Annotated in this window: 14 protein-coding genes; 11 read left to right on the top strand and 3 right to left on the bottom strand. The window is 66.7% G+C overall.

The window, feature by feature from the left end; all coding sequences use genetic code 11:
- Positions 1 to 2: 2 nt before the first annotated feature.
- Genes BLS74_RS28975 through BLS74_RS28940 form a run of 8 tightly spaced genes read left to right on the top strand, consistent with a single transcriptional unit; the run spans position 3 to position 7226 of the window.
- Positions 3 to 1073 carry an ABC transporter ATP-binding protein gene (locus BLS74_RS28975; RefSeq protein WP_093110684.1) on the top strand — a complete coding sequence of 357 codons (1071 nt, stop codon included), beginning with the start codon at positions 3 to 5 and terminating at the stop codon, positions 1071 to 1073.
- The gene (locus BLS74_RS28970) at positions 1066 to 1995 is read left to right on the top strand and encodes an ABC transporter permease (RefSeq protein WP_093110682.1); all 930 of its coding nucleotides are present in this window, start codon (positions 1066 to 1068) and stop codon (positions 1993 to 1995) included. The genes BLS74_RS28975 and BLS74_RS28970 overlap by 8 nt, the downstream gene beginning before the upstream one ends.
- Positions 1996 to 2008: 13 nt before the next feature.
- Entirely contained in the window at positions 2009 to 2803 is a 795-nt protein-coding gene (locus tag BLS74_RS28965; protein WP_093110680.1) for an ABC transporter permease, read from the top strand.
- A 46-nt stretch (positions 2804 to 2849) separates the two neighbouring features.
- Positions 2850 to 3986 (top strand): NAD(P)/FAD-dependent oxidoreductase, encoded by a 1137-nt coding sequence (locus tag BLS74_RS28960; RefSeq protein WP_093110678.1) that lies wholly within the window; start codon positions 2850 to 2852, stop codon positions 3984 to 3986.
- Entirely contained in the window at positions 3976 to 4341 is a 366-nt protein-coding gene (locus BLS74_RS28955; protein ID WP_093110676.1) for a (2Fe-2S)-binding protein, read from the top strand. The genes BLS74_RS28960 and BLS74_RS28955 overlap by 11 nt, the downstream gene beginning before the upstream one ends.
- Complete coding sequence (locus BLS74_RS28950) at positions 4331 to 5722, top strand: NAD(P)/FAD-dependent oxidoreductase (protein ID WP_093110674.1); 1392 nt, start codon at positions 4331 to 4333, stop codon at positions 5720 to 5722. The genes BLS74_RS28955 and BLS74_RS28950 overlap by 11 nt, the downstream gene beginning before the upstream one ends.
- Entirely contained in the window at positions 5719 to 6876 is a 1158-nt protein-coding gene (locus BLS74_RS28945; protein ID WP_093110672.1) for an NAD(P)/FAD-dependent oxidoreductase, read from the top strand. The genes BLS74_RS28950 and BLS74_RS28945 overlap by 4 nt, the downstream gene beginning before the upstream one ends.
- Complete coding sequence (locus BLS74_RS28940; protein ID WP_093110670.1) at positions 6873 to 7226, top strand: RidA family protein; 354 nt, start codon at positions 6873 to 6875, stop codon at positions 7224 to 7226. Before BLS74_RS28945 ends, BLS74_RS28940 begins: the two co-directional genes overlap by 4 nt.
- A 279-nt stretch (positions 7227 to 7505) precedes the next feature.
- Here BLS74_RS28940 and BLS74_RS35350 read toward each other — a convergent pair whose 3' ends face one another.
- The gene (locus tag BLS74_RS35350) at positions 7506 to 8315 is read right to left on the bottom strand and encodes a hypothetical protein (protein ID WP_244504063.1); all 810 of its coding nucleotides are present in this window, start codon (positions 8313 to 8315) and stop codon (positions 7506 to 7508) included.
- A 347-nt stretch (positions 8316 to 8662) separates the two neighbouring features.
- On the opposite strand from BLS74_RS35350, the gene BLS74_RS28925 reads away from it, so the two are divergent.
- Both BLS74_RS28925 and glnA read left to right on the top strand, forming a co-directional pair.
- Entirely contained in the window at positions 8663 to 8914 is a 252-nt protein-coding gene (locus BLS74_RS28925) for a hypothetical protein (protein WP_093110665.1), read from the top strand.
- A 231-nt stretch (positions 8915 to 9145) separates the two neighbouring features.
- Positions 9146 to 10639, top strand: coding sequence for a type I glutamate--ammonia ligase (gene glnA, locus BLS74_RS28920; protein WP_093110663.1), 1494 nt, complete (start codon positions 9146 to 9148; stop codon positions 10637 to 10639).
- A 419-nt stretch (positions 10640 to 11058) separates the two neighbouring features.
- Here the strand turns inward: glnA and BLS74_RS28915 are convergent, their stop codons facing one another.
- The gene (locus BLS74_RS28915; protein ID WP_093110661.1) at positions 11059 to 11958 is read right to left on the bottom strand and encodes a LysR family transcriptional regulator; all 900 of its coding nucleotides are present in this window, start codon (positions 11956 to 11958) and stop codon (positions 11059 to 11061) included.
- 150 nt (positions 11959 to 12108) lie between these two features.
- On the opposite strand from BLS74_RS28915, the gene BLS74_RS28910 reads away from it, so the two are divergent.
- On the top strand, positions 12109 to 13089 hold the full coding sequence (locus BLS74_RS28910) for an aldo/keto reductase family oxidoreductase (RefSeq protein WP_093110659.1): 981 nt from the start codon (positions 12109 to 12111) through the stop codon (positions 13087 to 13089).
- On the opposite strand, the gene BLS74_RS28905 is transcribed toward BLS74_RS28910, so the two are convergent.
- The gene (locus BLS74_RS28905) at positions 13058 to 13939 is read right to left on the bottom strand and encodes a LysR family transcriptional regulator (RefSeq protein ID WP_093110726.1); all 882 of its coding nucleotides are present in this window, start codon (positions 13937 to 13939) and stop codon (positions 13058 to 13060) included. The two genes, BLS74_RS28910 and BLS74_RS28905, sit on opposite strands and share 32 nt — an antisense overlap.
- Positions 13940 to 14004 lie beyond the last annotated feature (65 nt).

Below are 14004 nucleotides of genomic sequence, written 5' to 3'. Positions count from 1 at the left end.
TCATGACCTTCCTTCAACTCGATCAACTCGGCAAGGCTTTCGGCGACTTCCGCGCGGTGGAGAGCCTGAGCCTCGAGGTTGAGCGTGGCGAGTTCATCTCGCTGCTCGGCCCTTCGGGCTGCGGCAAGACCACCACCCTGCAGATGGTCGCGGGCTTCGTCGAGCCGACGCGCGGGCGCATCCGCCTCGACGGCGCCGACATCACGGGCATGCGGCCGGAGAAGCGCGGCATGGGCGTGGTGTTCCAGAGCTACGCGCTCTTCCCGCACATGACCGTGGCCGAGAACATCGGCTTCGGCCTTGAGATGCGCGGCATCCCGCGCGCGGAAAAGCTCAAACGCGTCGACGAGACGCTCGAGCTCGTGCGGCTGCCGGGCCTCGGCAAGCGTTACCCGAAGGAACTCTCTGGCGGGCAGCGGCAGCGGGTCGCCATCGCGCGTGCGCTGGCGGTGCGACCCGCGGTGCTGCTGCTGGACGAACCCATGTCGAACCTCGACGCAAAGCTTCGCGAGGACATGCACGTCGAGTTGCGCAGCATCCAGCGCCATCTCGGCATCACCACGATCCTGGTCACGCACGACCAGGTCGAGGCCATGACGATGAGCGATCGCATCGCCGTCATGCATGGCGGACGCATCGTGCAGCTCGCCACGCCGTACGAGGCGTACGAGCGGCCCGAATCGGCGTTCGCATCGTCCTTCCTTGGCAAGACGAATGTGCTCAAGGGCGTGGTCGAAGCGCGCAATGCGCGCTGCTGCGAGGTGCGCGTCGGCGATTCGCTGCTGCACGTGCCGCACCAGGAGAAGCCGCTCGCGCGCGAGGTCAACGTCTACGTGCGGCCCGAGAAGGTGCGGCTCGCGCCGGCCTCGGCCGCGCACGGCATCCCGGCCACGATCCGCACGCGCCTGTTCCTCGGCAACCACTGGCTGGTCGAGGTCGACAGCGCGCTCGGGCCCATGCGCGTGAGTCACCCCAACATCGGCTCGGTGCCGCCGGCCGAAGGCGAGGCGGTCGCCGTGCATTGGCTGGACGACGACCTGCGCCTGCTCGACACGGAGGCCGCGCATGGCTGAGGCCGCCACCGCTCTCGTGCCTGGCGCGCCGGCCCGGGCCGCGTCGCCGTCGAAGTCGGTCGAGCCGCGCGCCGGCTCCGCGCCCTGGCTCCTGAGCGCACCCGCGCTGCTGCTGTTCCTCGGGCTGCTGGTGATTCCGCTCGCGCTCACCGCGGTGCTGTCGTTGCACTCGTTCGACGGCACGCGCGGCGTGCTGCCGGACTTCACCGCGCGCAACTACCTCGAGGTCTTCTCGGACCCGTACTACTACGAGATCTTCCTGCGCACGGCTGGCCTGGCGCTGGCGGTCACGCTGCTGTCGGTGCTGTTCGGCGTGCCGGAAACGATCATCCTGTCGCGCATGAAGGCGCCGTGGCGGGGCATCTTCCTGGTCGTCATCCTCGGCCCGCTGCTGGTCTCGGTCGTGGTTCGCACGCTGGGCTGGGCCATCCTCATGGGCAACAACGGGCTCATCAACGCGGGCCTGCAGGCGCTCGGCCTGACGGACGAACCGGTGCGGCTGCTGTTCACGATGACGGGGGTGGTCATCGCGCTCACGCATGTGCTGATGCCGTTCATGGTGATCTCGGTATGGGCCTCGCTGCAGAAGCTCGATCCGCAGGTCGAGAATGCGGGGCTCTCCTTCGGTGCTGCGCCTTTCACGGTGTTCCGGCGCATCATCCTGCCGCAAATCGTGCCGGGCATCCTGTCGGGCGCGATCATCGTGTTCGCGCTCGCGGCGTCGGCCTTCGCGACGCCGGCCATCCTCGGCGGGCGCCGGCTCAAGGTGGTCGCGACTGCCGCGTACGACGAGTTCCTCAGCACCCTGAACTGGCCGCTGGGCGCGTCGATCGCGATCCTGCTGCTGATCGCCAACGTCATCGTCATCGCCGGCTTCAACCGCTGGCTCGAGCGGCGCTACGCGCAGGTCTTCGAAGGCTGAGAAGGAGCACGACATGCGCAAGAACGGACTGCTCTCTCTCGTCTATCACACGATCTTCATCGCCTTCATCCTGGCACCGCTGGTGGTGGTGGTGCTCGTCTCGTTCACCGGCAAGGGCTACATCTCGCTGCCGACCGAAGGCTTCTCGCTGCGCTGGTTCCGCGCCATCGGCGGTGCCACCGAACTGGTCAACGCGTTCTGGCTGTCGCTCTGGCTCGGCCTCGCGAGCGCGACCGTCGCCGTGGTGCTGGCGGTGCCGGCGGCGCTCGCGCTCGTGCGCTACCGTTTTGCCGGGCGCGGCGCGATCGCGGCCTTCTTCATGTCGCCGCTGATGATCCCGCACGTCGTGCTGGGCGTGGCCTTCCTGCGCTTCTTCACCACCATCGGCGTGTCGGGCTCGTTCGTGTGGCTCTCGCTGACACACGTCGTCGTGGTGATGCCGTACGCGCTGCGGCTGGTGCTGGCCTCGGCCACGGGCCTCGACCGCGATGCCGAGAAGGCGGCGCTCTCGCTCGGCGCGAGCCGCATGACCGCGTTTCGTCGCATCGTGCTGCCGCTGATCCTCCCTGGCGTGGTTGGCGGCTGGATGCTCGCCTTCATCCAGAGCTTCGACGAACTCACCATGACGGTCTTCGTCGCCACGCCCGGCACCACGACGCTGCCGGTCGCCATGTACAACCAGATCGCCCAGACCATCGACCCGCTGGTCGCATCGGTGTCGACCGTGCTCATCGCCGGCACGGTTGTGCTGATGGTGCTGCTCGACCGGCTCGTCGGCCTCGATCGCGTGCTGATCGGCAAGGGCTGAGCGCGGTTTGCCCGCATCCGGGCGCTTCCCTTTTTTTCTGCACTCCATGAACACAAGTGATTTGATCGTCGTCGGCGGCGGCCTGGTCGGCACTGCGCTGGCCTACGGCGCGGCACGCAACGGCATTCGCGTCACCGTCCTCGACGAGGGCGACGATGCGTTCCGCGCGTCGCGCGGCAACTTCGGACTCGTATGGGTCCAGGGCAAGGGCGTCGGCATGGCGCCGTACGCGCGCTGGACGATGACGTCCGCCGCGCAATGGCCGCAGCTCGCCCGCGCGCTGGCCGACGACGGCGGCGTCGACGTGCAGCTGCGCCAGCCCGGCGGCTTTCACTTCTGCTTTTCCGACGATGAGCTGCAAAGCCGTGAAGAGCGGCTGCGCAGCATCCGCGATGCACTCGATGGCGACTACGCCTTCGAGATGCTCGACCACGCGTCGCTCAGGACGCGGCTGCCGGGCATCGGGCCCGAAGTCGCGGGCGCGAGCTACACGCCGATGGACGGCCACGCCAATCCGCTGAAGCTGCTGCGCGCGCTGCACGCGGCCTGCCGGCATCGCGGCGTGCATTTCGCGCACGGCAGCCGCGCGACGCGCATCACCCCGCGGGCGAGCGGCTTCGAGCTCGAGGCGGGCGCAACCACATGGCGCGCGCCGCGCGTGGTGCTCGCGGCCGGCCTCGGCAACCGCGAGCTGGCGCCGCAGGTCGGCCTGCACGCCCCGGTGCGGCCCAACCGGGGCCAGGTGCTGGTCGGCGAGCGCGTCGCCAGGTTCCTCGACCATCCGACCACCTACGTGCGCCAGACGGACGAAGGCACGGTCCAGCTCGGCGACTCGCTGGAGGACGTCGGGCTCGACGACGGTACGACCGTCGACGTGCTCAGCACCATCGCGCGCCGCGGGGTGCGCAGTTTTCCGGCGCTGCGGAGCCTGCGCCTCGTGCGCGCATGGGGCGCGTTGCGCGTGATGACGCCCGACGGCTTCCCCATCTACCAGGCATCGACGCAATGCCCGGGCGCCTTTGTCGTGACCTGCCACAGCGGCGTGACCCTGGCTGCCAACCACGTCTTCTCGATCGCGCCATGGATCGCCGGCAGTGCCGGGCACGGCGTCCCGGCCGGCATCGAGTCCTTCGGCGGCGACCGCTTCCTCAACGGCAACGAAACCTTCCACCATGCCCATTAACGTCCGCTTTCGCCCCCTGTTTCCGATCGACGCTTCGCCGCGCGGCGAGCCCACAGTCGGCCTCTACTTCGATGGCCGCGCCATGCGGGCGCCGGTCGGCTGCAGCGTGGCGGCGGCCTTGCTTGCCAACGGCGTCTCGACCTTTCGCACCACGCCCGTGAGCGGCGCGCCGCGCGCGCCCTATTGCATGATGGGCGCGTGCTTCGATTGCCTCGTCGAGATCGACGGGCAGCCGAACCGGCAGAGCTGCCTCGTCGCGGTGACCGAGGGCATGCAGGTGAGAACGCAGGCGGGGCTGCGTTCCTTGGATTGCGGCGGGGCCGCCGTTTCCGAGGAGGCCGCGCATGTCGAGTGAGCGTTGCGATATCGCCATCGTCGGCGCCGGCCCGGCCGGCATGTCGGCTGCCATCGTCGCCGCGCGGCTCGGCGCCCATGTCGTGGTGCTCGACGAGCAACGCGCTGTGGGCGGCCAGATCTACCGCGCCATCACCGACGCGCCGGCACGCCGGGTCGACCTGCTCGGGCCGGACTACGCCGCTGGCCGCACGCTCGCCGAAGCCTTCGCCGCAAGCGGCGCCCGGCACCTCACCAACGCAGCCGTCTGGCAGGTGACACCCGAAGGTGCGGTGCACTACCTGCGCGACGGCGTGACCTCGACGCTGCAGGCCGAACGCGTCGTGCTCTGCTCGGGCGCCATGGAGCGTCCGTTCCCGATCCGGGGCTGGACGCTGCCGGGCGTGCTCACCGCAGGTGCCGCGCAGATCCTCCTGAAGAGCGCCGATGTGGTGCCGGTCGAGCCCGTCGTGCTGGCGGGCTGCGGACCGCTCCTCTACCTGCTCGGCTGGCAGTACGTGCGCGCCGGCGTGCCCATCCGCGCACTGGTCGACACGACATCGATCGAGGACTACCGCCGCGCGCTCCCGCACCTCGGCGGCGCGCTTGCCGGCTGGCGTTATCTGAAGAAGGGTCTGTCGCTCATGCGCGTGCTCAAGCGCGCCGGTGTGCCATTCCATACCGGTGCTGAGAACCTCGCCGCGGATGGCCAGGAGGGGGTCGAGGCGCTGCGCTTCACGGTTGGCGGCAAGGACCATCGCGTCGAGACCTCGACGCTGCTCCTGCACCACGGCGTCGTGCCGAACACGCAGTTCACTTGGTCGCTACGGGCCAAACACAAATGGGACGATGCGCAGCTCTGCTGGCAGCCCGAGGCGGACGCCTGGGGCGCGCTGGACGTGCCCGGCATCCATGTTGCCGGCGATGGTCTTGGCATCGGCGGCGCGCTGGCAGCGGCGCTGCAGGGCGAGCTCGCGGCGCTCGGTGCGATGCACGCGCTCGGCCGAATCACGCTCGGCGAGCGCGACGGGCTCGCTGGACCGCTTCGTTCGGCGTTGCGCGACCAGCTGCGCATCCGTCCCTTTCTCGATGCCCTGTACCGGCCCAAGAAGGCCAATCGCATTCCGGCCGACGACGTGATCGTGTGCCGCTGCGAGGAAGTCGCTGCCGGCGACATCCGGCATTTCGTGGAGCTCGGCTGCCATGGACCGAACCAGGCGAAAGCCTTCGGGCGTTGCGGCATGGGCCCGTGCCAGGGGCGCCAATGCGGCCTGACCGTGACCGAGCTGATCGCGGACGCGCGCGGAGTGACCCCGGCCGACGTGGGCTACTACCGAATCCGACCGCCCATCAAGCCGATCTCGCTGGGCGAGCTCGCCGGCGCGGATCGAAGCGTGGCATGAAGCGATCGGCGGATGCGATCGTCGTCGGCGGCGGCCTGCACGGCCTGTCGAGCGCGCTGCACCTCGCGCGGCGCGGACTCGAGGTCATCGTGCTGGAGGCCGAATTCTGCGGCCGCCATGCGTCCGGCGTGAACGCGGGCGGCGTGCGCACGCTGGGCCGCCACGTCGCCGAGATCCCGCTTGCACTGGCGTCGCGCACGCTGTGGCACCACATGGCAGAGCTCGTCGGCGACGACGCGGGTTTCGCGCCCAGCGGACAGTTGAAGATTGCCGAAACCGACGATGAGCTGCAGATGCTGCGCGACACCGTCGCGCATCTCCAGTCGCTCGGCTTCGATCATGAAGAACTCGTCGACGCGCAGCAGGTCCGCGAACTCGTGCCCGCCATTGCGCCGCACGTCGTCGGAGGCATCTGGGTTCGCGACGACGGCCATGCCCTGCCGTACCGCGCCGTCACCGCATTCCGCCTCGCAGCCCAGCGCGCAGGGGCCGAAGTGCACGAAGAGACGCGGGTCGAACGCATCGACCATCGTGCCGGTCGCTGGCACGTGGCGACCACGCGTGGCAGCTTCGACGCCACCCATCTGGTCAACACCGCGGGCGCCTGGGCCGGCGCGCTCGCCGCGCAGGCCGGCGATGCGGTGCCGCTCGAAGCGGGCGGGCTGATGCTCATGATCACCCATCGCGCGCCGCCCTTCGTCACCCCGGTGCTCGGCGCGACCGGCCGGCCGCTGTCCTTCAAGCAATTCGCGAACGGCACCGTGCTGATCGGCGGTGGTCTGCGCTGCGCCGCCGATCTCGACGCGCGCCACGGCATCGTCGACATGCCCAAGCTGGCGAGCAGCGCGCGCACGGTGACCGCCCTGTTCCCGCACCTGAAGCCGCTTGGCGTCAACCGCGCCTGGGCCGGCGTCGAGGCCTTCATGCCCGACGGCATCCCCGTGATCGGCCCGAGCCGCGCGGCACCGAACCTCGTCCATGCCTTCGGCTTCTCCGCACACGGCTTCGAGCTCGGGCCGATCGGCGGGCAGATCGTCGCCGAGCTCGTGACGGAAGGCCGCAGCACGCTGCCCATCGAACCCTTCGCCGTCGACCGCTTCGCGCGTCGAGCGGCTGCATCGTTTCAACCACTCCAAGAAGGAAGTTCATCATGAGCGACATCCAGCGCTACGACTCCAACGCACGCCTTTCCCGCATCGTCGTGCACAACTCGGTGGTCTACGTCGCCGGGGTCACCGCGACCGATCGCAGCGGCGACGCACAGGCGCAGACCGCCGACATCCTCGCCAAGATCGACGGCTACCTCGCGAGCGTCGGCACGAACAAGTCGCGCCTGCTGTCGGTCCAAATCTGGCTGCAGGACATCGAGCGCGATTTCACCGGCCTGAACGCGGCCTGGGCGGCATGGATACCTGCCGATGCGATGCCCACCCGTGCGACCTGCGAGGCCAAGCTCGCGGCGCCGGACCTGCGGGTCGAGATCATTGTGACCGCCGCGTTGTAGCCGGCTTCGGACGCGTTCGGCGTGAACGTGACGGGTGAGGGCGGAATCGCGCCATGCGCTGATGCTTGGCGCCGTGGTGTGGCCCTCGGCACGCGCTTCTATGCCTCCGAGCGTTCGACCCTTGTGGTGTGCGCCGTAAGCGGTAAGCCGACGGCGGCGTTGCGGAGGCGAAGGATGTGTGATGGGTACGAGCGTAAGAGGCGATCGCTACGCTGGGACCGTCGCGGGCGTGTCGGTCGGGCGACTGAGAGGGACGCTCTTTCGGTGAGCTCAGCGGTTTCACTCCGTTGTTCTCGGCGCTGTCTCCGCAATGCACTCAACCAAGTTTAGCGCTGCCAACATCAGCATCTTTTCCGTTTCGGTTTCGATGCCCAGAAGGCCGTGCTCCCCAAACTTGCCGAAGACGTATGCGAGCAACTGCTGCTCGGGATGGTCCGCGATGGCGTCCGAAGTGGCTTGCGCTCGCTGCTGCGGCGTCAGGCCCTCTATGAAGCGCACGCGTGCGGAGATGCGCTTCAGGCAACGTTCCTGGACGTCTTCGGAGATGACCGGCCAGGCTCTGCCGCTGGTCTTCATCGCCTCATAGAAGACGAGTAGCAGGTTCAGAACCACCTCAATTTGCTCAAGGGTGGCGCCATAGCGCTGAAGGACGAGCACCGAGAAGAACAGGTTGGGCTGTCGGGCGTGGACTTCGTCGGCAAGTTGCTCGCGTTCCTTGAAGGTCATGCGCTCGACGCTGAGCACGGCGTCGACGAGAAGCCGACTTGAGATCGATGTCATGGGGCGATTGTCCAACGCCGCCTCTCGGTTACGCAGTGGCTTCTTGCCTACGCGATGGCTTCGTGCAAGTTCGAGCGAAGCGGCTTGTGATTCTCCGGCCAAGAGGCGGGCCCGCAACCATGAGGTTCCCATTTCCACATCGTCACCAAACTCAAGGCGCTCGATACGCTGAACGGATGCTTGATTGAGCCCGAGACGTGTTCGGGAATCGAAACGGCGCATGAGTTTGTATGCGCCTCTCGCCCTTACGGCGTCGAGCCAGTGGATGTCATCCGCGTAGTGGGCAAGTTCAGCGATGCGCCAGTCCACCTTCGCGTCAGAATTAAAGCCGAACTCTGAACGCGCGCCTCATAAGTCGTTGAAACTAATAGGAATGGGCAAGGGGAGGTGGAGGGTAGGTCGATTTAGCCAAGAAACCCTGACAGATTTCGTGGTCTGACCGCCAATGCCGCTCCCGCCAGCCGAGTCAGTTGGCTTGGGGGAACCTGACCGAGAAAACAGGCGCTCGCGCTATTGCCAGTACGGCTAGCCACAACTGTCGGAACTTCACCGCCCAGCGGCCCGTCAAACTCATTTTGACGTGCGCCTTCTGGTCGCGCGCAAGCGCATTGGGCACGAAGGCGCCCGGCTCTGTCGGTTGCAAGGAGAGCGCGCGCATGGAAAAGATGCTTCACCTGCTCGAGACTTTTACCGCCCGCGGAAGCGATGGCCAGACCTACCGTGTCCAGGCCTATGAACACCTCGCCCGTCTCGACGCGGTTCCCGACACGCAAGGGCTATGGGAGCCGACGGGGCTCACCGAATACAAGCTGGCGGATGGTCGGCATGTCAGCGTTGACAAGGATGGCGCGATGACGTTGGCCGGCACGGGGATGAGGCTGGAGCGTGACCCTTCCCTGCAGGCCTGAGAGTGATGCCCGCGTGAGCGGGAGTTGTGGCGGATTCCTCGGGCTCCACACGGCCGTCCAGTTCGAATGCCTCGAGGCCCGACCCGGCAGGGCTTCTGCTGTCGGTCGGTTTGTGACGGCGTCGAGAGGCGCCTTGCGACCGGGGCTGTGTGAAGACGCGTTGATCGACCAAATTGAGGCAACGCGACTGAGCACGCCGACGCTGGGTAACCCCAACCAGTGGAGAGGACCATGCCAACCGAGAAAAAACGCCAGATCGCCCAGTTCGAGCCCGGCACCTACCGGGTGAATCCGCCCAAAAATGCGAAGGAGGTGATCGCCCTCGTGCGGGAGCACGGAATCCAGATCGTCGACCTCAAGTTCACCGATCTGCCTGGACTGTGGCAGCACTTCTCGATCGGGCTGCCGGAACTCAACAACGAGTTGTTCGATGACGGCATCGGGTTCGACGGCTCCTCGATCCGCGGTTTCCAGCAGATCCACGAGTCGGACATGCTTCTGCAGCCGGATCCGACCACCGTATTCATCGATCCGATGTGCGAGACCCCGACACTTTCGATGATCTGCAACGTGATCGACCCGGTCCTCAAGGGGCCCTACTCGCGCGATCCGCGATTCGTGGCCCGCAAGGCCGAGCGCCATCTGAAAGCCACCGGGGTCGCGCAGACCTGCTACTTCGGCCCAGAGCTCGAGTTTTTCATCTTCGACTCGATCCGGTTCGAGCAGAACACGCATTGCGGCTACTACTACGTCGATTCGGTCGAGGGCGCCTGGAACTCGGGCCGGGACGAAGGCGCGTTTGGGGGCGGGAACCTCGGGTACAAGCCTCGCTACAAGGAAGGCTATTTCCCGGTGCCCCCGCACGACACCCTTCAGGACATCCGCTCGGAGATCGTGCTCGGACTGATGAACGCGGGTGTGCAGGTCGAGATCCACCACCATGAGGTGTCGACCGCGGGCCAGAATGAGATCGACATGAAGTTCGCGCCGCTCGTGCGGATGGCCGACAACGTGATGGTCTACAAATACTTCGTCAAGAACATCGCGCGCCGGCACGGCAAGGTTGCCACGTTCATGCCGAAGCCGCTCTTCGCTGACAACGCGAGCGGCATGCACTGCCACCAGAGCCTGTGGAACGACAAGCGCAATCTTTTCTACGACGCCAAGGGTTGGGCTCTGACCTCCGAGCTGTGCCGCTGGTACATCGGCGGGCTGCTCAAGCATGCGCACGCGCTGATGGCGTTCTGTGCGCCGACCACCAACTCCTACCGCCGGCTCGTACCGGGCTACGAGGCGCCGGTGAACCTGGTGATGTCGCAGCGAAATCGCTCGGCCGCGGCGCGTATTCCGATGTATTCGGACTCGCCGAACGCGAGGCGCGTCGAGTTCCGTTGTCCGGACCCGACTGCGAATGCCTACCTCGCGTTCGCAGCAATGCTGATGGCCGGCCTCGACGGGATCGCCAACAAGACCGACCCAGGCCCGCCGCTCGACAAGAACATCTACGAGCTACCCCCTGAAGAGGCAAAGAACATCGCGAAGGTCCCTGGATCGCTCGAGGAGTCACTGCGCGCGCTGGAGAAGGATCACGACTTCTTGATGCGCGGAGACGTGTTCACCACGGACCTGATCGAAACCTGGCTCGAATACAAGTGGAAGCACGAGGTCGATCCCGTGAGGTTGCGCCCGCACCCGTGGGAGTTCTATCTCTACTTCGATGCCTGAGAACCAGCGTGAAAAATTGGCAAGGAGACAAAGAACGTCCTATCTGAGCTGGTGGCAATTGGTGAGGACGGCCGGCGTTTTCGAAAGGCAGCCGCTTGCGCTGCGGTGATCAGCTCCTTGGGGTTCGGCCACATTGCGGCCTCGAACCTCTCCGGCCGAGGGCGTCGCCGCTCTTCGATATTGGCACTTCAGGGCGACTGCACTTGACCGATGGTTCATGGACGCCAGTGTGTGCATGCGCTTCAAGGCGGGTGCTCCCAATACCAACAGAGATTGTTGTGCGCGCGCCGCGAAGGTCAGCTATCGGGCAAATTGAGCGTGGTCACCGAATGACGGGTCCTGGCCGACTGTAGAAGCCGGAAGCGTCGCCATCACGAAGAGGCCCAAGGCCGGCGTTGATCGCGCCGGCAAGCGGACGCTCAGGACGTGCTTTGTATGAAATCCACAAATGCCCGTAGCGGCGCTGGCAGCAGCCGGCGGCCAGGGTAATAAAGGAATGGGCCGGAGAAGCGTAGCCACCAGGGTTCGAGGATCGGCTCGAGCGCGCCGCTTTCGAGGTGAGGCCGCAGCCAGTCCTCGAACAGGTAGATCACGCCGGCGCCGGCTATCGCTGCGTCCACTGCAAGATCGGTCGAGGCGCCGAGCCGCACGATCAGCTGCCCGGCCACATCAACGCGCAACACCTCGCCGTCGCGTTCGAACTCCCACGGAGGCATCAACCCGCTGGCGAAACGCCCGCGCAGGCAGGTGTGGCCGAGCAGGTCGCGCGGATGGTCCGGACGGCCATGACGATCGAGGTAGGCTGGGGCGGCCGCGACGGCGAACCGCTGAAAGCGTGGACCGATCGGCACGGCGATCATGTCCTGCTCCAGTCGTTCGTCATAGCGAATGCCGGCATCGCAGCCGACTGCCAGCACATCGACGAAGCCATCCTCGGCAATCACTTCGAGGGAGATGTCGGGATAGGCGGCGAGGAAGCGCGGCACGATTGACGGAAGCACGAGCCGCGCGGCGCTGATAGGCACGTTCAGCTTGAGCGTGCCGGCCGGCCGGTCGCGAAAGCCGTTCACCACGTCGAGCGCCGCCTCGACCTCGGTGAGCGCGGGCCCCAGCCGCTCGAGCAGACGTTCTCCCGCTTCTGTAGGCCGCACGCTGCGAGTCGTGCGGTGAAGCAGCCGCACGCCGAGCTGAGTCTCCAGCCGGCGCACCGCCTCGCTCAAGCCCGACGCGCTCGCGCCGCTCAGGCGTGCGCCGTCGCGAAAGCCCTTCGCCCCCGCCACCGCCACGAAGGCATGCAGATCCCCGAGGTCGACTTTCATTGTTTCGAATCCCGCACAGCTTGTGCTGATTATGGTGGGTTATCAAGCAGGAGCGAGCTGCCTAGACTGGGCCTCAGGGGTTCGAATCAGCACTTCTCTTCATCCACGCACGACCTCGCTTCATCTCCTCAGCTCCAGGAAAGAACCACCATGTCCAGCACGCAAACCAACATCACGTTCACGCTCGGCGACCGCACCGTCAACCGGCTCGGCTACGGCGCCATGCAACTCGCCGGCCCCGGCGTGTTCGGGCCGCCCAAGGATCGCAAGGCGGCGCTGGCTGTGCTGCGCGAAGCGGTCGCGAGCGGTGTCGATCACATCGACACCAGCGACTTCTACGGCCCACACGTCACCAATCAGATCATCCGCGAAGCACTCGCGCCTTATTCGAAGGACCTCGTGATCGTCACCAAGATCGGCGCGCGGCGTATCGACACCGGCGGCTGGCTGCCGGCGTTCTCGCCCGACGAGCTGACACAGGCGGTTCATGACAACCTGCGCAACCTCGGCCTGGACGTGCTGGAGGTCGTGAACCTGCGCATCATGTTCGACGCGCAGGGCCCGGCCGAGGGGTCGATCGAGGCACCGCTGACGGCACTGGCCGAGCTGCAGCGCCAGGGCCTCGTGCGCCATATCGGCCTGAGCAACGTGACGCCCACGCAGGTCGCCGAGGGGCGCCGCATCTGCAGCATCGTCTGCGTCCAGAACCAATACAACCTCGTGCATCGCAACGACGACACGCTGATCGACGACCTGGCACGCGATGGCATTCCCTACGTTCCGTTCTTCCCACTCGGCGGCTTCACCCCAGTTCAGTCATCTGGCCTCTCCGACGTCGCCCAACGCCTCGGCGCCACGCCGATGCAGGTAGCGCTTGCCTGGCTCCTCCGCCGCTCCCCCAACATCCTGCTGATTCCCGGCACCTCGTCAGTCGGCCATCTGCACGAAAACTTGGCCACGGCGAAGCTGGAGTTGCCGATCGATGCGGTCGAAGCGCTGGACCGCATGGCTAGACGCACTCCGCGATCGCCCGGCGATGCCGTAGGCCAGCACGCAGACGCGGTCGGACATCGCGCCCGAGCGATGCCTGGAGGCGGCCTCATCGCAGAGCCTGCCTCGCAGCAGCGATGAACGGTTCGACAAAGGGGCTGTCCAGATCGTGGCGCCGGCAGACAGCCACGTCGAAGCCTTCGCTGACGCCCTTCAGCTTCCGGAAGGCGACACCCGGAGGACGGCCAACCGCAGCGCATGCCGGAACCAGGGCATACCCCTCACCAGCGAGCACGAGAGCCAGTGCGGCGTGCACGGTCTCCACACGTTCGACCACCTGCATCGTCACCTGGTGCCGGCGAAGCAGTGCGGCCACCAGCGACGTGTCCGCGTTCTCCTTGAGCTTGGGCAGGGCGACCAGCTTCTGGCCCTGGAGCCGTTCGATGGGGACCGAAGCGAGACGCGCGAGCGGCGCGCGTGCAGGCATGGCGAGCCGCAGCGGCTGCATGCCGACGATGGTGTTGGCCACTTCCACTCGCTGCATCGGCGGCATGCACAAGCCGACGGTCACCTTGTGATCGACGATCTGGGCCTCACAAGTGGCGGCACTCATCTCGACGAATTGCAGTTCGACTTCGGGTAGGGTGCGACGTAAGAGCGGGACGAGCTTGGGCAGGACGGCGTAACCCAACGAAAACATGTAGCCCACCGCCAGCAGGCCGCGTCGTCCGGAGCCGATCGCGCGCGCAGCCTCGTAGCCGTCGCAAGCCAGGGCCAGGGCTTCGCGAGCGCGCGCGAACAGGGCGCTCCCCGCGTCGGTGAGCCGCATCCCCGTCGATTCGCGCAGGAACAACGCAGTCCCTACCTGGGCCTCCAGGTTGCGGATCTGGACGGACAACGGTGGCTGCGCCATGTGCAGCCGCTGGGCTGCCTTGCCCACGCTGCGAGCTTCCGCCACGGCCACGAAGTAACGCAGGCTCTTGAGGTCCATGCCCATACGCTTCTGATATGAGTGGATTGTGAACGAGTATTGGACCGTGCGGCAGCCGGATGGCA

The organism is Variovorax sp. CF079, assembly GCF_900101545.1.
Lineage (GTDB): Bacteria > Pseudomonadota > Gammaproteobacteria > Burkholderiales > Burkholderiaceae_C > Variovorax.
Note: the sequence above shows the minus strand (reverse complement) of the source record. Positions and strands in the feature narration are given on the sequence as shown.